This window comes from Trinickia mobilis (assembly GCF_017315705.1).
GTDB classification, from domain to species: Bacteria; Pseudomonadota; Gammaproteobacteria; order Burkholderiales; family Burkholderiaceae; genus Trinickia_A; species Trinickia_A mobilis.
The window spans coordinates 51795-73622 of record NZ_JAFLRF010000004.1 but is presented as its reverse complement, the minus strand read 5'-3'; the positions used below and the strand labels follow the sequence as shown (position 1 = coordinate 73622).

20 protein-coding genes are annotated in these 21828 nt (G+C 64.6%); 14 read left to right on the top strand and 6 right to left on the bottom strand.

Going from position 1 to position 21828, the window contains the following annotated elements:
• Window positions 1-249: 249 nt before the first annotated feature.
• The 5 genes from J3489_RS07140 to J3489_RS07120 all read left to right on the top strand — a co-directional run bounded on the left by J3489_RS07140 (window position 250) and on the right by J3489_RS07120 (window position 7396).
• Window positions 250-1512, top strand: a complete 1263-nt coding sequence (locus J3489_RS07140) for an NRAMP family divalent metal transporter (protein ID WP_206997016.1) — start codon at window positions 250-252, stop codon at window positions 1510-1512.
• A 76-nt stretch (window positions 1513-1588) separates the two neighbouring features.
• Complete coding sequence (locus tag J3489_RS07135; RefSeq protein WP_206997015.1) at window positions 1589-2530, top strand: LysR substrate-binding domain-containing protein; 942 nt, start codon at window positions 1589-1591, stop codon at window positions 2528-2530.
• Between the two features lie 328 nt (window positions 2531-2858).
• A complete protein-coding gene (aldA, locus tag J3489_RS07130; RefSeq protein ID WP_206997014.1) occupies window positions 2859-4283 on the top strand; it encodes an aldehyde dehydrogenase in 1425 nt (474 codons plus the stop codon).
• Window positions 4284-4500: 217 nt separating this feature from the next.
• Window positions 4501-5718 (top strand): mandelate racemase/muconate lactonizing enzyme family protein, encoded by a 1218-nt coding sequence (locus tag J3489_RS07125; protein ID WP_206997013.1) that lies wholly within the window; start codon window positions 4501-4503, stop codon window positions 5716-5718.
• 4 nt (window positions 5719-5722) lie between these two features.
• Window positions 5723-7396: a GMC family oxidoreductase gene (locus tag J3489_RS07120; protein WP_206997012.1), complete on the top strand. Its 1674-nt coding sequence runs from the start codon at window positions 5723-5725 to the stop codon at window positions 7394-7396.
• A 57-nt stretch (window positions 7397-7453) separates the two neighbouring features.
• Here J3489_RS07120 and J3489_RS07115 read toward each other — a convergent pair whose 3' ends face one another.
• Both J3489_RS07115 and J3489_RS07110 read right to left on the bottom strand, forming a co-directional pair.
• Entirely contained in the window at window positions 7454-8041 is a 588-nt protein-coding gene (locus tag J3489_RS07115; protein WP_206997011.1) for an IMPACT family protein, read from the bottom strand.
• A 33-nt stretch (window positions 8042-8074) separates the two neighbouring features.
• A complete protein-coding gene (locus J3489_RS07110; RefSeq protein ID WP_206997010.1) occupies window positions 8075-8731 on the bottom strand; it encodes a glutathione S-transferase family protein in 657 nt (218 codons plus the stop codon).
• Window positions 8732-9090: 359 nt separating this feature from the next.
• Here J3489_RS07110 and J3489_RS07105 point away from each other — a divergent pair, with 359 nt between their 5' ends.
• Window positions 9091-10407 (top strand): polyhydroxyalkanoate depolymerase, encoded by a 1317-nt coding sequence (locus J3489_RS07105; protein WP_206997009.1) that lies wholly within the window; start codon window positions 9091-9093, stop codon window positions 10405-10407.
• Window positions 10408-10420: 13 nt separating this feature from the next.
• Here the strand turns inward: J3489_RS07105 and J3489_RS07100 are convergent, their stop codons facing one another.
• Both J3489_RS07100 and J3489_RS07095 read right to left on the bottom strand, forming a co-directional pair.
• Window positions 10421-10852: a cupin domain-containing protein gene (locus J3489_RS07100; protein ID WP_206997008.1), complete on the bottom strand. Its 432-nt coding sequence runs from the start codon at window positions 10850-10852 to the stop codon at window positions 10421-10423.
• A gap of 104 nt (window positions 10853-10956) precedes the next feature.
• Window positions 10957-12795, bottom strand: coding sequence for a peptidoglycan D,D-transpeptidase FtsI family protein (locus tag J3489_RS07095; RefSeq protein WP_206997246.1), 1839 nt, complete (start codon window positions 12793-12795; stop codon window positions 10957-10959).
• Window positions 12796-13254: 459 nt separating this feature from the next.
• Between J3489_RS07095 and J3489_RS07090 the strand changes: the two genes are divergently transcribed.
• The 7 genes from J3489_RS07090 (at window position 13255) to J3489_RS07060 (ending at window position 18354) form a co-directional block, all read left to right on the top strand.
• The gene (locus tag J3489_RS07090; RefSeq protein ID WP_206997007.1) at window positions 13255-13788 is read left to right on the top strand and encodes a DUF4142 domain-containing protein; all 534 of its coding nucleotides are present in this window, start codon (window positions 13255-13257) and stop codon (window positions 13786-13788) included.
• Window positions 13789-13882: 94 nt separating this feature from the next.
• A complete protein-coding gene (locus tag J3489_RS07085; protein ID WP_309491350.1) occupies window positions 13883-14170 on the top strand; it encodes a cupredoxin domain-containing protein in 288 nt (95 codons plus the stop codon).
• Between the two features lie 19 nt (window positions 14171-14189).
• Window positions 14190-14891, top strand: a complete 702-nt coding sequence (locus tag J3489_RS07080; RefSeq protein ID WP_242539847.1) for an RNA polymerase sigma factor — start codon at window positions 14190-14192, stop codon at window positions 14889-14891.
• A gap of 580 nt (window positions 14892-15471) precedes the next feature.
• The gene (locus tag J3489_RS07075; RefSeq protein ID WP_206997006.1) at window positions 15472-16374 is read left to right on the top strand and encodes a LysR substrate-binding domain-containing protein; all 903 of its coding nucleotides are present in this window, start codon (window positions 15472-15474) and stop codon (window positions 16372-16374) included.
• Between the two features lie 210 nt (window positions 16375-16584).
• The gene (locus tag J3489_RS07070) at window positions 16585-16794 is read left to right on the top strand and encodes a DUF3311 domain-containing protein (RefSeq protein WP_206997005.1); all 210 of its coding nucleotides are present in this window, start codon (window positions 16585-16587) and stop codon (window positions 16792-16794) included.
• Complete coding sequence (locus tag J3489_RS07065; protein ID WP_309491345.1) at window positions 16778-17488, top strand: class I SAM-dependent methyltransferase; 711 nt, start codon at window positions 16778-16780, stop codon at window positions 17486-17488. Before J3489_RS07070 ends, J3489_RS07065 begins: the two co-directional genes overlap by 17 nt.
• Complete coding sequence (locus tag J3489_RS07060) at window positions 17488-18354, top strand: MBL fold metallo-hydrolase (RefSeq protein ID WP_206997004.1); 867 nt, start codon at window positions 17488-17490, stop codon at window positions 18352-18354. The genes J3489_RS07065 and J3489_RS07060 overlap by 1 nt, the downstream gene beginning before the upstream one ends.
• A gap of 84 nt (window positions 18355-18438) precedes the next feature.
• Here the strand turns inward: J3489_RS07060 and J3489_RS07055 are convergent, their stop codons facing one another.
• A complete protein-coding gene (locus J3489_RS07055; RefSeq protein ID WP_309491344.1) occupies window positions 18439-19464 on the bottom strand; it encodes a YeiH family protein in 1026 nt (341 codons plus the stop codon).
• 369 nt (window positions 19465-19833) lie between these two features.
• Here J3489_RS07055 and J3489_RS07050 point away from each other — a divergent pair, with 369 nt between their 5' ends.
• Window positions 19834-20784, top strand: a complete 951-nt coding sequence (locus J3489_RS07050) for a LysR family transcriptional regulator (RefSeq protein ID WP_206997002.1) — start codon at window positions 19834-19836, stop codon at window positions 20782-20784.
• A gap of 19 nt (window positions 20785-20803) precedes the next feature.
• Here the strand turns inward: J3489_RS07050 and J3489_RS07045 are convergent, their stop codons facing one another.
• Window positions 20804-21790 (bottom strand): zinc-dependent alcohol dehydrogenase family protein, encoded by a 987-nt coding sequence (locus J3489_RS07045; protein ID WP_206997001.1) that lies wholly within the window; start codon window positions 21788-21790, stop codon window positions 20804-20806.
• Window positions 21791-21828: the final 38 nt, after the last annotated feature.

Genomic DNA, 21828 nt, shown 5'->3' with positions numbered 1-21828 from the left:
AGTTCGTGGTATTTGATATGAGTAATTCGGAATTGCAGGGTGCAGCAGAAACGGGCTGACGGCTTGTGACGGGACCGCTGGCTAAGCAATCCGGTTAGTTCATCGTGGATTGGATTTTGCCCGGTGTTATTTGAACGGCGGTGATCGGCGGCGTGTTTCGCCTGCATGACGGTGCATTATCTTGAACAAATGCGATTGCCGGCAAGCGTTATCCTTTGACTTTTCGCAAACAGACGATTGAAACACTGGATGAACCAGATTCGGCCCACGGTCAGACGCTTGCCCCTGCTCCGCTCGATTGCCGTGTGGGGCCCCGGGCTCCTCGTGATGCTCGCCGACACCGACGCCGGCAACGTCGTCACGGCCGCCCAGGCGGGCGCGCAATGGGGCTATCGGCTGCTGCCGCTGCTCGTGCTGCTGATCCCGCTGCTCTATATGGTGCAGGAGCTGACCGTGCGGCTCGGCATCTTTACCGGACGCGGGCATGGCGAGCTGATTCGCGAGCACTTCGGTCCGGTGTGGTCGTGGGTGTCGGTCGCGGGCCTGGGCGTTGCGACCGTCGGTTCGCTCGTCACCGAGTTCACGGCCGTGGCGGGCATCGGCGAGACGTTCGGCGTATCGCGCTCGCTGACGCTGCCCGCCGCCGCGCTGGCGCTCATGGCCATTGTCGCCACCGGTTCTTATCGGCGCATCGAACGGACGGCCTTGCTGATCGGCTTGCTCGAACTCGCGTTCTTCGCGGTCGCGTGGACGACGCATCCGGATTGGCGCGCGGTGGCCGCCGATGTCGCCGACCTGCCGCTCCGAAACCACGAGTTCCTGTACCTCGCGGCCGCGCTGATCGGCGCCGTGTTCAACCCGTGGATGGTGTTCTACCAACAGTCGGCGGTCGCCGACAAAGGGCTGACGCCCGCCGACTGCCAGGCCGAGCGCTGGGACACCGCCGTCGGCGCCGTGCTGACGCAGTCGCTCACGGCGGCCGTGCTCGTTGCCGCAGCGGCGACGCTTGGTGCAAATAGCGGAAATGGCGCGCATGGGTCGCTCGACAGCGTCGGCGAGATCGGCAACGCGCTCGCGCCGCTGCTCGGCGCGCAGTGGGGGCGCCTGGTTTTCAGCGCCGGCGTGCTCGGCGCGGCATTGGTGGCCGCAATCGTCGCGTCGCTCGCGCTGGCGTGGGGTGTCGGCGAGGTCACGGGCATCAGGCGCTCGCTCGAATACCGGCCGCAGCAGGCGCCGTGGTTCTACGGCGTCTACGCGGCGGCAGTGGCGGGCAGCGCGGCGCTCGTCTGGGCGGCGCGCGATCTCGTGTGGCTCAACATCGGCGCGCAGGTCGTCAACGCGTTCCTGCTGCCGCTCGTGCTCGGCCTCCTGATCGCGCTGGCCGCGCGGGCGCTGCCGGACGGCGCGAAGCTCTCGCGCGCCTACCAATGGATACTGGCCGGCGCGACGTTCGCCGTCTGTGCGCTGGGCTGGTTCGGCGCGGTGTGGGGGTGGATCGGCAGCGTAAAATGAGCGCCCGGTTCCGCTGCGACACCGTCTTCGCCATCCTCGCTGTTTTTGCAATAGGCCCCGCGACTTGAAACGAAAAATGCCCGCGCTGAACGCGCTCAAAGCCTTCGAGGTGGCCGGCCGCACCGGCAGCTTCACGCGTGCGGCCGAATTGCTGAACGTGACGCAAAGCGCGGTCAGCCGCCAGGTCCGGCAACTGGAAGAGCAACTCGAAGAGCCGCTGCTGCAGCGCCGCCATCACCGTCTCGAGCTGACCGCGGCGGGCCGCGTGCTGCTGCAGGCGCTGCAGCAGTCGTTCGACAAGATCGAACTCACCGTGCGCAGCATCCAGGAGAAGACGCACCTGAACCGCCTGCGCGTGAACGCGCCGCCCACGTTCGCGAGCCGCTGGCTGATGCCGCGCCTCGGCCGGCTGCGCGAGCAGCACCCGGAACTCGAAATCAGCCTCACCACGCGCACGCAGGACAGCCTCGCCGAGTCGAGCGTGCTCGACTGCGCGATCCGCTTCGGCAACGGCGAGTGGGACGGGCTCGACAACGTGCTGCTGATGCAGGAGCGTCACGTCGCCGTCTGTTCCCCGGCACTGCTCGCGCGAAGCCAGGATCAGGACGGCATCGATTTGAACCGCTTCACGCTGCTGCACGTGCTCGCGAGCGACGATCAGCGCTACCTGACGTGGCAGCATTGGCTGAAGGCAGCCGGCATCGAGGGCGTCGACACCCAGGGCGGCTACGAATTCGATTTGCTGGACCACGCGATTCGGGCGGCGGTCGACGGTCTCGGCATGACGATCGCGGACCGCAACATGGTGGCGCGCGAACTCGCGAGCGGACAACTGACGCAGGTGCTCAACGTCCACGTGGACGGCCACCAGTCGTACTGGCTCGTGACGCGGCCCGAGCAGAGCGCGCTGCCGCATCTCGTCCAGTTCAAGGAATGGCTGCAGCAGGAGGTGTGGCTTGCCGGACGCAATCTGGAGCCGTCGTCGCCGTCGCGCGAACCGCTTCAAGCGCGTCTTTGAGATGCTTTAATCTCATAGTTGATTCGCGCCGGCTCGCCTTGGTAATTTCCCTAGGATGGCCTCGAGCCCATGACCGGGCGCGGGCCGCCGCCTTCAATCGCCATCGGTCTTAGCCGGGTAACGTGAGTTTTTCGAATGGTTTCCGCTCGAAATACTCGCTTGCTGTGCCCGCGTCCGACACCAAGAATTCGGCCATTCCCCGTGATTCGCGGCGTTTCGCCGCCCGCATTGAATTTTGAGCCCGGCGGCGTCGCCTTTTTCCGTCGACGGATTACGTACTTGGCGCCGCTCGCGAGCGGCTACGCTTTCACCCTCTTGGGCAATGACTATGCGAGTCGATCGAAACTACATCAACGGTCAGTTCACCGAGCCCGCCGGCGCCGCGCGCATCGCGGTCTACAACCCGGCGACCGAAGCGCAGATCGCCGAAATCTCCGCAGCCACGAAGGCCGAGGCTGTCGCGGCCGTGGAAGCGGCGGCCGCCGCGCAAAAGCGCTGGCGCAAGCTGCCCGCGGCCGAGCGCGCCGTCTACCTGCACAAGCTCGCCGATGCGCTGACCGATCTGGCGCCGGAAATCGGCCGCGCGCTCGCGGCCGAATCGGGCAAGAGCGTTTCCGACGCGACCAACGAGTCCATCTACGCAGGCCAGATCACCCGCTACCACGCGGAATGGGCGCGCCGCATCGAAGGCGAAGTCATCCCGAGCGATACGCCGGATGAAAACCTGTTCCTGCAGCGCGAGCCGATCGGCGTCGTCGCGTGCCTGATTCCGTTCAACTACCCCGTCTACACGCTGATGCGCAAAGTCGCACCGGCGCTGATCGCGGGCAACACCGTGGTGGTCCGTCCGAGCAACAACACGCCGACCTCCGCGTTCGAAATCGCCAAGGCGGTCGACCGTGCGGGCTTTCCGGCGGGCGTCGTCAACATCGTCGCGATGGATCACGCAACGGCCGAGGCCGTCTGCACGCATCCGGCGGTCGGCATGATCACGCTGACGGGCAGCGTCGACGCGGGCCGCAAGGTGCTCGAGTACTGCAAGGCGAACATCGCGAAGCCGTCGCTCGAACTGGGCGGCAAGACACCCGCGATCATCGAGGCCGACACCGACCTCGAAAAGGCCGCGCAAGCGCTCGTCGCGTCGAAGACCACCCATTGCGGCCAGCTCTGCACGGCGATCGAGCGCGTGTACGTGCAGGAAAGCGTCCATGACCGCTTCGTCGCGCTGCTCAAGGCCAAGCTGAGCGCGGTGAAGACCGGCGATCGCAGCGAGCATCCGGAGCGCATGGGCCCGCTCGTGAACGACGCGTCGCGCAAGGGCATTCACGCGATGGTGGAACGTGCGGTGGCCGAAGGCGCGACGCTCGAAACGGGCGGCAAGATTCCCGAGGGCAAAGGCTACTTCTATCCGCCGACGCTGCTCACGAACGTGCGCCAGGACATGGAGATCGTTCAGGAAGAGACCTTCGGCCCGATCATGCCGGTGCTCAAGTACCGCACGATCGACGAGGCGATCGAGCTGGCCAACGATCACCAGTTCGGCCTGTCGTCGGTGCTCTATACCGAGAACTACCGCACGGCGATGAAGGTGGCGAATTCGATCGAAGCGGGCGAGCTGTATGTGAACCGCACGCCGGCCGATCCGTACCAGGGCTTTCACGCAGGCTGGAAGCGCTCGGGTCTCGGTGGCGACGACGGCAAGCACGGCATGCTCGAATTCACGCAGACGCGCCTCGTCGTCATGAAGTATTGATCTCCGGCGCCGTTGCGTCGACGCATCGATGCATGAGATACGCCGTGCTCATCCGGCACGGCGTATCGGTGGAAGAAGCAGAAACGTCAGAAGGCTCGTCAAACAGCGTGTGATTAGGATCACTACGCTTGCGCGATGTCTCGGTCGCGTTCATGGCGTTCCTGCGCGCGATCGCCGCGCTGGTATTGAAAAGCAGGCTCTACAGCAAGGGTGCGAAATGAAAGTTGTCTCGCTTGAAACGCATGTCGTCGCTGTTCCGCCGCCGCACGTGGGCGGCATGTACTGGATCTTCGTGAAGCTGAAGACGGACGACGGGATCGAAGGCGTCGGCGAAATCTATGCGGCGACGTTCCATCCGCAAGCGATGGTGCCGATCGTCGAAGACGTGTTCCAGCGTTACTTGCTTAACCACGATCCGCACCGCGTCGAGCGGCTGTTCCGCGAGACGTATTCGAGCGGCTTCACGCAGCGCCCCGATCTGACGATGATGGGCGTCGTGAGCGGCTTGGAGATGGCGTGCTGGGACATCATCGGCAAGGCGGCCGACAAGCCCGTCTACGAGCTCTTGGGCGGCCTCGTGCACGAGAAGCTGCGTTCGTACACGTATCTGTATCCGAAGAATTCGAAGGGCGAGTACGACTACGACGATCCGGATCTCGCCGCCGAATGCGCGGCCGAGAACGTGAAGCTCGGCTTCACGGCAGTCAAGTTCGACCCGGCTGGCCCGTACACCGCTTACTCGGGGCACCAGCTCTCGCTCGAAGTGCTCGACCGTTGCGAAACGTTCTGCCGCAAGGTGCGCGAAGCGGTGGGCAACGACGCAGACATCCTGTTCGGCACGCACGGGCAGATGGTGCCGTCCTCGGCGATTCGTCTGGCGAAGCGCCTCGAAAAATACGACCCGCTGTGGTTCGAAGAGCCGGTGCCGCCGGGCCAGCCCGATGCGATGGCCGAAGTCGCGAAGCACACGAGCATTCCGATCTCGGCAGGCGAGCGCCTGACGACCAAGTATGAATTCCACAAGCTGCTCGAAGCGGGCGGCGCTTCGATCATCCAGTTGAACGTGGCGCGCGTGGGCGGTCTCCTCGAAGCGAAGAAGGTGGCGACGCTCGCCGAGGTCTACTACGCGCAAATCGCGCCGCACCTGTACAACGGGCCGGTCGGTGCGGCGGCGAGCGTCCAGCTTGCTGCCTGCACGCCGAACTTCCTGATTCAGGAAAGCATCATGACGTGGGGCGGATTCCACGCGCAAGTGGTGAAGACGCCGATCCGCTGGGAGCAGGGCTACATCATTCCGTCGAAGGCGCCGGGCCTCGGCATCGAGCTGAACATGGACGTGGTGAAGCAGCACAGCCCGTACACGGGCGGACGCCTGCACCTGCAGATGGCTGCGAAGCCGCAGGACGTCAACGACGTTTCTCCGGCCAAGGGCTGAGATCATGAACTACGACTACATCATCGTCGGCGCGGGCTCCGCGGGCTGCATCCTCGCCAATCGCCTGACCGCGTCGGGCAAGCACACCGTGCTGCTCGTCGAAGCCGGCGGCAAGGACAGCTCGTTCTGGTTCAAGGTCCCGGTAGGCTTCACGAAGACCTACTACAACGAGACCTACAACTGGATGTACTACAGCGAGCCCGAGAAAGAGCTCGACAACCGCTCGATCTATTGTCCGCGCGGCAAGGTGCAGGGCGGCTCGGGCTCGATCAACGCGATGGTGTACGTGCGCGGCCAGCGGCACGATTTCGACGATTGGGCGAAGGCGGCCGGCGACCAGGGCTGGTCGTACGAAGGCGTGCTGCCGTACTTCAGGAAGCTCGAATCGCACCCGCTCGGCAACACGAAGTACCACGGCGCGGACGGTCCCATCGGCATCACGCCGATGAAAGAAGGCGCGCACCCGATCGTGCACACCTTCCTCAAAGGCTGCGAGCAGCTCGGCTATCGCCGCAACGAAGACTTCAACGGCGAGCAGATCGACGGCGCGGGTATCTACGATCTGAACACGAAGAACGGGCAGCGCGCATCGAGCAGCTTCATGTATCTGCATCCGGTGCTCGGCCGTCCGAACCTCACTGTGGAGCGCGACGCGCTCGTCACGCGCGTGCGCTTCGACGAGAAGAAGCGTGCGGTCGGCATCGCGCTGACGCAGCACGGCAAGCCGCGCGAGTTCACCGCGAGCAAGGAAGTCATCATGGCGGCGGGCGCAGTCGACACGCCGAAGCTCCTGCAGTTGTCGGGCGTCGGCAGCGAAGCGCTGCTCGCGAAATACAACGTGCCGCTCGTGCATGAGCTGCCGGCTGTCGGCCAGAACCTGCAGGACCACCTGTGCGTGAGCTTCTACTTCCGCGCCAACTGCAAGACGCTGAACGACGAGATGCGGCCGCTCCTCGGCAAGCTCAAGATGGGGCTGCAATATCTGCTGACCCGCAAGGGGCCGCTCTCGATGAGCGTCAACCAGGGCGGCGGCTTCTTCAAGGGCGACGAATCGCTCGAGCATCCGAACCTCCAGCTCTATTTCAATCCGCTGTCATACCGGATTCCGAAGAGCAACAAGGCGAGCCTCGAGCCGGAACCGTATTCGGGCTTTCTGATCGCGTTCAACCCGTGCCGGCCGACGAGCCGCGGGTCGATCGAAATCGGCTCGAATCGGGCGGAAGATGCCGCGAAGATCCGCATCAACGCGCTGACGACGAAGAAGGACATCGACGAAGCGATTCAAGGCAGCATCCTGATTCGCAAGCTGATGACCGCGCCGGCGCTCAAGGACATCACCATCGAGGAAATCTCGCCGGGCCCGCGGTGCAAGACCGAAGCCGACATGCTCAAGTACTTCCGCGAGAACTCGGGCTCGATCTATCACCTGTGCGGCTCGTGCACGATGGGCGATGACGCAGCGACGTCGGTCGTCGACGCGCGTCTCAAGGTGCATGGCATCGAGGGCTTGCGGATCGTGGACGCGTCGGTGTTCCCGAACGTCACGTCGGGCAACATCAATGCGGCGACGATGATGGTGGCCGAGAAGGGCGCCGAGATGATTCTCGACGACGCCAAAGCGTCGGCGCAGCGTGACAGCGATGCCGCGCGCGCTTCCGAAGCGCTGCATTCTCATTGATATCGTTGCGATAGCGGCACGCGCGGGTTGGCTTATCCGCGCGTGCCGTTTTTGCGTTTACGGCGTGAACACGGCACGCCCTTGCGTGAGATCGCGCAACGCGCCGCGTGCTGCATCGACGGCCGTTGCGGGCATGCGGATCGCCAGGCGCACAGTCAATTCGTAGACGCTGTCGATCAGCTCGGCGCCTTCCTGCTCGATCCAGCGCCGCACGCGCGCCTCGTCGGGATAGCCGATCTCGACGAAGAGGCGCGCAAGCGCGATCCGCTCGACGCGTTCGGCGTTCAAAAGCGCGCTTGCAATCGCATCGGTGTACGCGCGCACAAGACCGCCCGCGCCGAGCTTCACGCCGCCGTAGTAACGCACGACGGCGGCGAGCACGCCATCGAGATCCTGATGGCGCAGCACTTCGAGAATGGGCCGGCCGGCGGTGCCCGACGGCTCGCCATCGTCCGACATTCCCGACTGCCCGCCCGCGAGCAGCGCCCAGCAGACGTGCGTAGCAGCGGGGTGGGCTTCGCGCAGACGGCGCAGTTCGTCCATCGCGGCGCCACGGTCCGCGACCGGGAGGGCGTGCGCGATGAAGCGGCTTTTGCGGATTTCGAGTTCGGCGCCGACGGCGGCGGCAAGCGTGAAAGTGGGCAAGGCGAACGGTTCGGTCGGTGCGGGACCGATAGTCTAAAACTCCACGTCCAGCTCGTCGATCTCTTCCGTTTCCCCTTGCGCCGCGGCGATCCACGTCTTCATCTCAGGAAGCGCGAGAATGCGTGCACAGAATTGCGCGATGTCCTCGGCGAGCGGCACATCGTAGGTGTTGAAGCGCGTGACGACGGGCGCGTACATCGCGTCGGCCTCGCATTTGTCTGCGCCGAACAGGAAGGGCCCGCCGTAACGCGCAAGACAATCGCGCCAGATCTCGAACACGCGCTCGCTATCCGCCTGCGCGCGCGACCACACCTTGAAGCCCGGGAAGTGTGCCTTCAGGTTCATCGGCAGCGCGCCGCGCAGCGCGCTGAAGCCCGAATGCATCTCGCCGCAAATCGCGCGGCAATGCGCGCGTGCCGCGCGGTCGACGGGCAGCAATCCGGCTTGCGGACAGACTTCGTTCAGGTACTCGGCGATCGCGAGCGTGTCCCAGATCTTGATGCCGTCGTGCTGCAGGCACGGCACGAGAATCGACGGCGACAGCAGCAGGATTTCGGCGCGCACGCCCGGGGCGTCGATCGGCACTTCGATTTCGTCGAACGGCAGGCCGCTGAACTTCGTCAGCAACCAGCCGCGCAGCGACCACGAAGAGTAATTGCGGCTGCTGATGGTCAAAGTGGCTTTCGACATGTCATGTCTCCCAATGCGGCGCGGCGAACATGAGGGCACGCGCATGCACTGCTTTGATGCGACCATGCACCCATTCGTCGCGATGGCGCACGAACGAATTGGCGCGGCGCCCCAAGGCGTCCTCGCGAATCGCAAGCAGCCCGCGATGCGCCGCGAGGCGGTGCGATGAGCGCGGGCACGCGCCGCACGCCATTCCAGGCCGCGCGCAATAGCCGTGCCAACGGTTGCGTCGTCTGCTGCGCATGCGGACAAGGCGGCTCGCGCAGCGCTGAATCAGGCGCTTACAAGACAGCGCGAGTGCGCGCGCCGTGGCATACGTATTGCGTTGGTTCAGCCTGCTCCTTTCCGGTGGCGGAATCATGAATTGGCTAGCGTATCCGACCTACCAGGCAGTGTCCGACATGATGCGCCCAGTCTCCGGCGTCGCGCGCATGTCGGGCTCGCTCATCGATGCGTGGTCGCCCGGCGTCGCTGCGCTCGACAGCGTGCGCTACTACGGCGCCGCGTGCGACGTGCTGATGCTGTCGACGCTCACGCACAAGCGGCCGCCGTTCGGCATTGCGAGCGTCGAGATGGACGGACGCGAGATACCGGTGATCGAGGAAGTCGTCGCGGCCACGCCGTTCTGTTCGCTGCTGCACTTCAGAAAAGACACGCCCGCCGTGCATCCGCGCGTGCTGATGATCGCGCCGATGTCGGGCCACTTCGCGACGCTCTTGCGCGGCACCGTGCGCACGATGCTGCCCGAGCACGATGTCTACATCACCGATTGGCACAACCCGCGCGACGTGTCGCTGAAGCACGGACGCTTCGGCTTTGCGGAATTCGTGCAGCACGTGATCGGTTTTCTGGAGCACCTCGGCGAGGGGGCGCACGTGTTGGCGATCTGCCAGCCGACGGTCGCGGCGCTCGCAGCCGTGGCGCTCATGGCCGAAGACAGGAACCCGGCGCAGCCCGCGAGCATGACGCTGATGGCCGGGCCGATCGATACGCGCATCAATCCGACGCGCGTGAACGAATTGGCGAAGAGCAAGCCGATCGAATGGTTCGAGAAGAACCTGATCAGCACGGTACCGTCGGGTTTTGCGGGCGCGCATCGGCGCGTCTATCCGGGCTTCGTGCAACTGAGCGCGTTCATATCGATGAATGTCGAGCGCCACGCGAACTCGCTTGCCGACATGTTCTACGAGCGCGCGAAGGGCGATGCGGAAAAAGCCGAGGCGATCCGTCTCTTCTACGAGGAATACTTCGCGACGATGGATCTCGCCGAGGAGTTCTACATCGAGACGGTCGCCACCGTGTTCCAGCAGCACGCGCTGCCGCTCGGCAAGCTGGAAGTAGGCGGGCGGCTCGTCGATCCGTCGGTGATCCGGCGCACGGCGCTGTTGACGGTAGAGGGCGAAAAGGACGACATCTGCGCGGTCGGGCAGACGCTAGCCGCGCAGGATCTCTGTTCGCGGCTGCGTCCGTATCTGAAGACGCATCACGTGCAGACCGGCGTCGGGCACTACGGCGTCTTCAACGGCAAACGCTGGGAGCGGCAGATCTACCCGCTCGTGCGCGCGGTGATTCACGACAACGAGGCGGCGCCGACGCTCTCCGCGCGCGTGCAGCCAGCGCCTCTCGCGGGCGGCGATGAACCGCATGCGCCGGCGACGGCGCCGTTGCCGGGTTAGCGAGCCGGCGCGCTCACGTTGTTTCAGGCCACGGCGTGACGGCAGGCACGTCGCAGACCGGTTCGACGCCGATCGTCTTGAAGTCTGCGGGCGCGACGATCTCCAGGTATTCCATATCCGGCGAATAGTCGAACAGGTAGTGGACGATGCCGGGCGCCTGATGCACGCAGTCGCCTGCCGCAACGAGCGTTTCCTTGTCGCCGTACATGAAGCGGGCCCAGCCCTTCAACATGATGACGATATGAAACTCGGCTTCGTGACGGTGCCAGCCGGTGCCGCGCTCGGGCGGGATGTTTGCCTTCACGAGCTGCGCGAGCACTTTGCCGCCCGTGGCGTCGGCGATGCCTAGATCGCGATAGAGAAAGAAATCTCGCAGGCCGTTGCCGGCATACTGCGTGTCTTGCGGGCGGACATGCGAGAACCGAGTGGTGAGTTGGGCGGTCATGTCGATGCTCCTCGGCCGGAGGGCCGTCGGGAAGAAAAGCATCAAGTGTTCCATCGCGCTGAGTGCTGCGCGCGTGAGTACTCAATATGTTAGCGCTGATTTCCTCAAGACTGCCCCGCGCCAGCGGTTATATCGACGGTTGGGGCCTTCTCGCCTCGTAACGGTTCGGGCCGTCCCCCGTACAACGTGACCGACTCGGCATCCGGAGGCACGCCGAACAACTGCAATGTGCCGCCCGTGACCGAGGAAAATACCGGCCCGGCCACCGTCCCGCCATAGAAGCCGCGTCCCGAGGGCTCGTCGATCATTACCGCGACGATGATCCGCGGATCGCTCATCGGCGCCATGCCGACGAAAAGCGAACGGTATTTGTTCTTCGCGTACGACGTGCCGGCCTGCTTGCGGGCCGTCCCCGTCTTGCCGCCGACGCGGTAGCCCGCCACTTGCGCCGCGCGTCCTGTGCCGCCCTGGCCCACCGCCATTTCGAGCATCGTCCGCATTTGCGCGGCGGTGGCGGGCGTCGTCACGCGGGTGCCGGGATGCGCGTGAGCGCCTTCGTCCGGGCGGAGCTCGACGCCTGTGGCCGCGTCGACGCCGACGAGCAGCGTCGCGGGGTGCAGCGTGCCGTCGCCGGCATAAGCGGTGTACACCTGCGCGATTTGCAAGAGCGAGGTCGACAGCCCGTAGCCGTATGCCATCGTCGCCTGCTCGATCGGACGCCAGCGTTTGTACGGACGCAATCTGCCCGACGCGACGCCGGGAAACGTCAGATCCGGCGCGCGGCCGAGCCCATACTCCTGGTACTTGGTCCAGATCGTGTCGGCCGGCAGATTGAGCGCGAGCTTCGCGAGCGCGATGTTGCTCGACTTCTGGACCGCCTGCGCGACCGTGATCGTGCCGTGGTTCGACGTATCGTGAACCACGTTCGGGCCGATCTTGTAGCTGCCCGGCGACGTGTTGATGAGCGTCTGAGCGTTCACCTTGCCTTCGTCCATCGACAGCGTGACGACGATCGGCTTGATCGTCGAACCGGGCTCGAACGTGTCGGTCAGCGCGCGGTTGCGCAACTGCTTGCCCGTCAGCCGCGCGCGGTCGTTCGGATCGAAGGTCGGGTAGTTCGCGAGCGCGAGGATCTCGCCGTTCTGCGCATCGAGCACGACGACGCTGCCGGCCTCCGCGTGGTTCAGCGTGACCGCCGCCTCGAGCTGTGCGTACGCGAGCTGCTGCACGCGCCGGTCGATCGTCAGCCGCACCGTCGCGCCGTTTTGCGGCGGCACCAGCGGACGCGTGTCCGAGACGATGCGGCCGAGGCGGTCGCGAATCACCTCGCGCTGACCGGGGGCGCCGCTCAAGCGCGCATTCGCCGCGAGCTCGACGCCTTCCTGGCCGATGTCCTGGATGTCGGTGAAGCCGACCACATGCGCCGCCGATTCCCCTTCCGGATAAAAGCGCTTCGAATCGGCGAGCTGCGTGATGCCCGCGACGTCGAGCTTGGCGATCTGGTTCGCGGTGTCGGCATCGATCTGGCGCTTGAGCAGCACGAACGCGCGGCTCGGGTTCAGGCGCCGCGCGAGCTCGGCCTCCGGCATGTCGAGCAGCTTCGCCAGCGCCGGGTAGGCGGCTTTGTCGACGAGCTTCGGCGTCGCCCAGATTTCGTAGGTGACCAGGCTGACGGCAAGCAGCGCGCCATGCCGGTCGACGATGCGCCCGCGCATCGCATCGAGCTCGATGGTGCGCTGATAGCGCTTTTGTCCCTGGTCGGCGTAGAAATCCTGGTCGACGATCTGAATCCAGAACGCGCGCGCGGCGAGCGCGGCGAAACCCACAAACACCAGCACCACGATGAACGTGGAGCGCCACGCCGGCAAGCGCGGCGCGAGCACCGCGTTCTTCGCCACGGGCGCGTACATGTCCTGCGATTGCGATTTCTTCTTGAAGATCATGGTCCGAATATTGGATGCACGCGCTTGGCGAGCGCGCTGCCGGTTGGCGGTTGGCGAAGGGTCAATGGACACCGCCTGAATCGGCGGGCTCACGTCCGTTTCCGCGGCGACCACCGTTGCGGCACAGATTGTAATAAAAACGTAATGTGGATGCGAGATCCGGCCGAGCGAGTCGTGCCCGAGCAGCACGTTGCGCACGGTGCCGCCGCCGAGCCGGAACGGCGTTCGGCGACGTGACATCCAATGCCGTGTACCCGGTCGCGACGTCGAACTAGACCTGCTCCGCATGTGCGGCGCCGAACCCGCGACCGTCGCCGAGGAGGCAACATGAACCACCCCCACGCTCACATCCGTTCGCTGTCGACCGGAGTTAGCGCTCTAGCGCTTACTCCGGTCCCATGCAAAGCTCCCCCCGAGGGGGCTAATGCCTCCCTTGGGGCGGCCCGGCGGAAGGCATTCATGAAGCTGATGAGCATTGCATTGTCCGGAGCGCTGGCGCTCGTTTGCGCCGCGGCGCAGGCGCAAAGCGCCGGTCCCACCGATCCTCAGATCGCGGCCATCGTCGTGACCGCCAACCAGGTCGATATCGACGCGGGCAAGCTCGCGGAGTCGAAAACCCAATCGAAGGACGTGAAGGCCTTCGCGCAGCGAATGATTACGGATCACACCAGCGTCAACCAGGCGGCCACCGACCTCGTGCACAAGCTCGGCGTGACCCCGGAGGACAACGCGACGAGCCAAAGCCTCAAGCAAGGCGGCGACGCGAACCTCGCCAACCTGAAGACGCTCTCCGGCAAGCGCTTCGATCGCGCGTATATCGACCACGAAGTGGCGTATCACGAGACCGTGATCGATGCGCTCGACAAGACGCTGATACCGAGCGCCAAGAACGAGGAATTGAAGGCGCTGCTCGTGAAAGTCCGGCCGGCCTTCATCGCGCACCTCGAGCACGCCAAGCGTTTGCAGCAAGCGCTGGGGAAGGGCGGTGCTTAAGCGTCCGGGATGCCTGGGCGCAAGGCGCCGGCGGAGGTTGAGCACGCATGCTTCGTGGCTTGCGCTCGCGCTTGGCGGTTTGCTCGGCGGCACGGTGCCGACCGCGCCAGCCGCGCATGCCGATGCGGCGCCCGGCACGTTCGTCGTCACGATCGAGCAGATGCGCTTCGATCCGCCGGTGCTGACGGTGCGGCGCGGCGACCGCGTCGTGTGGGTCAACCAGGACCTGGTTCCGCACACGGCGAGCGCAACATCGAAAGCGTTCGATTCGCACAGCATTGCGCCGAACGCTTCCTGGAGCTATGTCGCTCGAACGCCCGGAAACTACCCGTACGGATGCGATTTTCATCCCACGATGCGTGGCACACTGGTCGTACGGTGAGCGAGCCGGCGAGGACCCCATGATGGACAGCGCACAAACCTCTTTGCCTTCGGCCGCGGACGACGACCTGTCGATCGTGCGCCGCATTGCCGCCGGCGACCGGGCCGCTTTCGAGCTGCTGATGCGCCGCCACAACCGGCGCCTCTATCGGCTCGCGCGCGCCACCTTGCGCAACGACGCGGAAGCGGAGGACGCGCTGCAGGACGCCTATATGTCGGCTTACCGTTCGATCGGGCAGTTTCGCGGCGACGCCGCGCTGCTCACGTGGCTGTCCCGGCTCGTGCTCAACGAATGCTTTGGCCGCCTGCGCCGCGAGACCCGGCGCCAAAATGTGTTTCCGATCGTGGACCTGAACCCGCACGCCGATGTCGACGCCATGAGCGCAAACGATTCCGATTCTCCAGACAAGGCCGCTGCACGCGCCGAAGTGCGCGCGCTGCTCGAACGCAAGCTCGACGAGCTGCCCGAGGCGTTTCGCGTGGTCTTCGTGCTGCGGTCGGTCGAGGAAATGAGCGTCGAGGAGACCGCGCAGTGTCTCGACATTCCCGAGGCGACCGTGCGCAGCCGGCACTTCCGCGCGAAGGGCCTGCTGCGCGAATCGCTCGCGCGCGAGATCGATCTGGCCGAGCGCGATGTGTTCGAATTCGGCGGCGCGCAATGCGACCGGGTGGTCGCCCGGGTTTTGCAGGCGGTGGGCGAAGGGGATGGGGCGCGGACGTGAGGCATGCAATGAGTGCGTTTCGTTGTGGGGATTTCGCTAAACACACCGGCGTTTTGCGTATCGTCGGCGCGCTATCGAGCATCGCTGTTTGCGTGAGCGGATGCAGTGCCCAAGCGCGCGAGATCCGGGTCGTGTCGGGCACCTATGGCGGGAACTGCGGAGCGCCGCACGGTAATGCCACGCCGGACCTTGCTCGCCAGTGTGACGGCAAAACGATATGCCGGTACGTCCGCGCGGAATCGCTTACGGGCCGGCGCAAGGAATGCAGGGAGGATTTCCTTGCCGAATGGACGTGCAATGCTGCCGAATTTCATGGCGCGGCGCTGAGTCCCGGCGTCACGCCGGGCAGTACGCTCGAATTGAGTTGCGTCTGGGAGACCGGCGCAGGCAAGTAGTCATAGCCGACAAAACCCGCACGGGTGTCACGCACCGAACTGCCTCCAGGTCGACGGCGGATTGCACCGCGGGATGCTTTGAGCGTCGATGCGAAGCGATCTTCGGACGAAAGCCTGGCGCAACCGCAACGGCGTCGAATGGCGACCTAAACTGTATTTATTGTTGCCGGACGGAAACGATCGCCGTGCTCGATCTCAATGATCTGTATTACTTTTCCGTCGTCGTCGAAAAACGCGGCTTTTCCGCCGCGGCGGATGCGATCGGCGTGCCCAAGGGCACGCTGAGCAAGCGCGTGCGGGCGCTCGAACAGGCGCTTGGGCTGCGGCTCGCGAACCGCACCACCCGCAAGTTTTCGCTGACCGAGGCCGGCGCCGATTTTTACGCGCATTGCGCACGCGTGATGAGCGAGGTGGACAGAGCCGAGCAGGCGGCGCGGGCGCGGCTCGACGAGCCCGTCGGCCGCGTGCGCATCACTTGCGCCACGGGCACCGTGCGCATGGCGCTCGACGAGTTGCTGCCAGTCTTCATGGCTCAGCATCCGAAGATCGATATCGAACTGCTGACGTCCAACCGCTACGTGGATCTCATCGAGGAAGGCTACGACCTCGCGCTGCGCAGTCATACCGAGCCCTTGCAGAGTTCTTCGCTGATCGCGCGGCCCGTCGCGCAAACGCAGGTGACCCTCGTTGCGAGCCCGGCGTTCTTTCCGCGCGGCCTGCCGGATACGCCGGGGAATCTTGAGGGCGTCGACGGCATCCAGCTCGCACGACGGGACGCAGCGAGCGCCTGGCTGCTGCATGCCTCCGACGGGGGCACGGCAACCGTTCCGTTTCACGCTCGAATGCGCTGCAACGACGCGCCGCTCGCGCGCCGTGCCGCGCTTGCCGGCCTGGGCGTGGCAGCCCTGCCTTCCCCCATCTGCCGCGCGGATATCGCAGCGGGCCGGCTCGCGCGCGTGCTTCCCCGGTGGCACATACCGCGCGGCACGTTGAGCCTCGTCTTCGCTTCGCATCGCGGCATGTCGCAAGCGATGCGCGCCACCGTCGACTTTCTCGTCGAATCGCTCCCGGAATATCTGAACGACTGAAGCGTCGTGCGCACCAACGGGTCCGCTCCAAACGCGCGGAGGCGTTCGCACGCCTATTCGTCATCGTTTCCACGCAGAAACAGTTTTCCGCCCGAGGCCTACTTTTTCGTGCGCTCGATGCTGCCTACGCTGTCGCTTCCTGAGAAGCAAGCCGACCCATGTCGAACGCCGGGCGTCGACATGCCAACCCGTGAATTTGGACTTCAACGCATGAAATCTCGCCTTACCTTTTTATTGCTCACTCTGCCGATCGTGGCGGGGCTGGCCGTGCCTTTATACAACCGTGTGACACCCACGCTCGGCGGCTGGCCGTTTTTTTACGGGTGGCAAACCGCGTGCGTCCTCGCGGTCGTGCTTGCGTGGTCGGTGCTTTCCGTTCGATTCCGCGCAGGGGAGGTGCAACGTGACCTTCCGCTCTGAAGCCGATGCCGAAAGGCTCGCAGGACTCGATGCGAGCGCGTTGCTTGCGCAGTTGGGCTGTCCCGCCGGCGAGATCGGCGTTGCGGTCGGCGATCTGATGGAACGCGTCAACGCGGCGCTGATCGGCGCCTCATATAGCAAGCTCGGCCTCGAAGCCGGCGAGCACATCCTGGAAGCGGGGCTGGGCAACGGCGGCCATATTGCGTCGGTGCTGGCACGGGCGTCGCGTCTCACGTTCACCGGCATCGACATCTCGCCGACGATGATCGCCGCCGCGCGCTCGCGCAACTCGGCTTTCGCCGAGCGCGGCCAGGTCACGCTGGAGATCGCGAGCGTCGCTTCATTACCGTTTCCCGATGCCGCATTCGACAAGGCCATCGCAGTCAACGCCGTGTATTTCTGGCCGGAATTGACAGCCGGACTGCGCGAGATGCGGCGCGTGCTGCGTGAAAGCGGGGTGCTCGTCATCGCTGCGATGACGCCCGAAGCGTCGCTCACGATGCCTTTTACCGAGCACGGCTTCAAGGTCTATGGCCCGACGAGCCTTCGCGAAGCGTGCTTTGAAGCCGGATTCGATCGCGTTCAGATCGAGCGATACGCCGACGCCCCGTCCGCTCCGGCAACGCCCCGCCGCGAATTCTTTCTTGTTCGAGCCTCGCGCATGTCGCGGGGTATGTCAGAGGAGTGTCGTTGATGTTTCCGCACGTCGAGTCCTTTTACGATCCTTCGACCGGCACGGTCAGTCACATCGTCTACGCCGGGTACGGCGCGCAGTGCGCCGTCATCGATCCGGTTCTCGATTTCGATGCTGCGTCCGGGCGCACGTCGACGCATTCGCTCGAGCGCCTCATCGCTTTCGTCGAAGAAAGGCGCCTTGAGGTTCAGTGGATACTCGAAACGCACGCGCATGCTGATCATCTTTCGGGAGCGTCGGCGCTGAAGCGGCGCGTCGGCGGCAAAATCGGGATCGGCCGCAGCATTGTCGACGTACGGTCAATGTTTTCGGCCACCTTCGATTTGACAGGCGAGCACGGCTTCGATCATCTCTTCGCCCCGGATGAGGTCTTCGCCATCGGCACGTTGCAGGCCCAGGTGCTTGCGACGCCGGGACATACGCCGGCCGATGTCGCGTTCATGATCGAGGACGCCCTCTTTGTCGGCGATACGCTGTTCATGCCGGATGTGGGCACGGCCCGTTGCGATTTCCCGGGCGGCAACGCTCGCTTGCTCTATGCATCGATCCGCCGGCTGCTTGCGCTGCCGAAGGCGATGCGCGTGTTCGTCTGCCACGACTATCCGCCGCACGGCCGCGAGGCCAGGTTTTGGACCACGGTCGGCGAGCAGCGCAAGTTCAACGTTCACGTGCGCGACGGAATCTGTGAGAGCGATTTCGTCGAGAGGCGTATGGCCCGCGACAGCACGCTCAAGATGCCGGTGCTGCTGTTTCCGGCAATGCAGGTCAATCTGCGCGGCGGCCGGCTGCCGGCCCCGGATGCGAATGGGCTGCGTTATTTGAAGACGCCCATCGACGACATGCGCTTTGCGCAGAAATTGCCGTGATCGTGAAGCCGTGCGGGCTGCGCAACCGATACGGAACGCAGCCTTTTCGATGAATCGAAGCGCGCTTAGCGGGCGTCGGCGGCTTCAAGCGACTCGCAGCGCAAGGATCAGGAGCAGGCTCATCGCGGCAAGCGCGACGATGGACAGCACGACTGCGGCGGTCACGCGCGGCCCAGCTTTCGCGACGGTCCGGATGTCGACGCCGAGACCTAGCGCCGCCATCGAAACGATCGTGAACAGGCTGCCGATCTGATTGGCAGGCGCCAATAACGCGGCCGGAAAGAGACCTGCTGAGCGCACGCCGCTAAGCACCAGAAAACCGATGATGAACCAGGGCACCAGCTTTTTCGATGCGTTGCTTTTGGGGGCTGTCGTGCGATTGCCGCCAGCCGGCGAGCAGGACTCGGCTTTGTGCCGGCGAGTGACGACGGAAAGCAGCAGAATCACCGGTCCGAGCATGAGAACGCGTACGAGTTTGACCAGCGTGCCGATGTGGGCGCTGAGCGCGGAAACGGGAACCGTGGCGGCGAGGACTTGCGGCACCGCATAGACGGTCAGCCCTGCAAGCGCGCCATATTGAACCGAATTCAAATGCAGGGAAAGGGACAAGAGCGGAAGACCCAGCACCACCAACACGCCGAGCACGGCGGTAAACGCGATCGATGCGGCGACGTCGTCGCGGTTCGCGCCTATCACAGGGGCGACGGCGGCGATCGCCGAATTTCCGCAAATGGAGTTGCCGCACGCGACGAGCAGCGCCATGCGCCAGCTCAATTTGAGCACGCGCCCGATGGCATAGCTCACGCCAATTGCGACGATGACGATCGCGACAATGCCTAGCAGCAATCCGATGCCGGTCGCTTCCAATGCAGCGGCGCTAAACGAAGCGCCGAGCAACATGACGGCAACTTCGAGCAATGTTTTCGCGCTATACGAAATGCCGGACAGCCATCGATCGCCGGGTGACCAGAGGCTTCTGACCAATGTGCCGAGCAGGATGGCAAGCACGAGCGATTCGAGCCATGCGCGCCCGAAGAGGTGCGCTTCGGCAATCTGGAGACACCACGCGCCGAACGTCACCGCCAAACAAAGAGCGATGCCGGGAGCCACTCTGATGACAAATCTTAAGGATGACGAGGTTTTGATGCGGGAGAAAGTGTCCTTTGGGGAGAGAGAGATCGACATAGCCAAGCGAGTCCGTAGTAGGGAGCTGCAAGCCTAGGTTGCGATCGACTTCATGAAAAATACAAAATAGGCACCCCAGAACTGCCTTTTGCTTATGTCGTCCTAAGCAGTGCATTGAAGCGGGAAGCGAGCGCGATCGTTTTCCTCAGGAAACGGACTTTCGCCTGTGGGCGGCTTTAATGCATGAGGAATGGCGCCTACGATTGCGGCACGTTCACTATTGCCCGCTGCAGTCGTAAAAGCGGCAGCGCGAAAGCGCGACACCGCTTAAGGAAGTGCTGCCAGGCATCGCCCATGAACTTCACGCATTTGTTAGCCTTTTATGAAGTGGCCCGCGCGGGCAGCCTTAGCGGCGGCGCTCATCGTTTGCGGGTGAGCCAGCCGGCAGTCAGCCGGGAAATCCGCGAACTCGAAGATCGTCTCGGCTTGTTGCTGTTCGACCGGCTCCCGCGCGGCATTTCGCTGACGCTCGCGGGAAAGCTGCTGTTCGGCTATGCGGAGCGGATCTTTACGCTCGCGGATGCGGCGCGGGCGGAGTTGAAAGAGGTGGCGGGCCTTGGCTCCGGGCAGCTGAAAATCGGCGCAAGCGCGACAGTGGGCGTCTATCTGGTGCCGGACATGATCGCGAAATTCAACGCGCTCTTTCCAAAGGTCAGCATCGATCTGACGGTGACGAATACGCAACAGGTCGAAGACGGCTTGTGCAACGGCGAGTTTTCGCTCGGCTTCATCGAAGGGCCTTACGACGAAACGCGTCTTCAGGCGCGGTTCATCGGGTCCGACGAGATCGTCCTCACGGCCGCGGCGGGCTATCGTGAAGCGGCGCATGGACTTTTTGCCCGCGAACTGGCTACGGAGGCGGTCATCCTTCGCGAACCGGGCTCCGGAACGCGCGCGGTAGTCGAGAGTGCCTATGCGCGTGCCGGCCTCAAGATGATCCCGTCGATGTCGGTCAGCGACACCGAGGCGATCAAGCGGATGCTGCTTGCGCGGCGCGCGGTTGCCTACGTCTCGACGCTAAGCGTCGAGGATGAAGTGCGGCGCGGCGAACTCAAGGTGCTGAACGTGGCCGATTTGCGGATCGAACGGGCATTGCACATGGTCTGGCTGAGAGGCCGCTCGCTGTCGCCGAGTTCGCAGGCGTTCTTCGAACTTGCGGTTCAGCACACCGCACAAGCAGGGCGCTCAAGTCTGATTCGGCCGGCTGCCGATGTCGAAACAGAAAACGTCGCATCGGTCGAATGAACGCGCGCCTGTAGACGGTTTACCGCATCGTCAGCACGGCGGCCCCGACGAGCGCGCCGTTGCGCAGATCGTTCAAAGCGCGGTTGGCGTCGGCAAGCGGATAGGCAGACGCTTTGATTTGCAAAGGCGTGTCTTCTGCGAGCGTCATGAACGCTTGACCGTCCGCACGCGTGAGATTGGCGACCGAGACGATGCGGCGTTCCTCCCACAGCAGCGCGTACGGAAACGACGGGATGTCGGTCATGTGAATCCCGCCGCACACGACGATGCCGCCCTTGGCGACCGCCCGCAGCGCGGCAGGTACGAGCGAGCCGGCGGGCGCGAAGATCAGTGCGGCATCGAGCCTGTCGGGCGGGCTTTCGTCGCTGCCGCCGGCCCAGCGCGCGCCTAGCCGCCGCGCAAACTGCTGCGGGGCGGTTGCGCCGGGACGAGTGAACGCGTAGACGTCGCGGCCCTGATGATGCGCGACTTGCGCGACGATGTGCGCGGCGGCGCCGAATCCATAGATGCCGATACGTTGCGCGTCGCCGGCCATCGCGAGCGTGCGATAGCCGATCAATCCCGCGCACAGCAGCGGCGCCGCCTCCACATCGGAATAGCGGGCGGGCAGATGAAAGCAATAGCGGCTGTCGGCCACGGTGCGTTCCGCGTAGCCGCCGTCGAGCGTGTAGCCGGTGAAGGCGGGCGCATCGCACAGGTTTTCGCGGCCGCTTCGACAGTAGCGGCAATGTCCGCAGGTATGGCCGGTCCACGGCACGCCGACCCGGTCGCCGATCGCAAACCCGGTGACGTTCGTCCCCAGCGCGGCCACGGTTCCGACGATTTCGTGACCGGGTATCAACGGGCGCTTTGGATGCGCAAGTTCGCCGTCGATCACATGCAGGTCGGTGCGGCAGACGCCGCAAGCGTGGACGTCGATCAGCAGTTGACCGGCGCCCGGTTGCGGATCGGCTACCTGCATGTCTTGCAAAACTGGCGAGTTTCCGTCGAATACCATGGCCCGCATGGGCTTGCCCTCCCGGCGCTGTCTAGCGAAGCCGCACG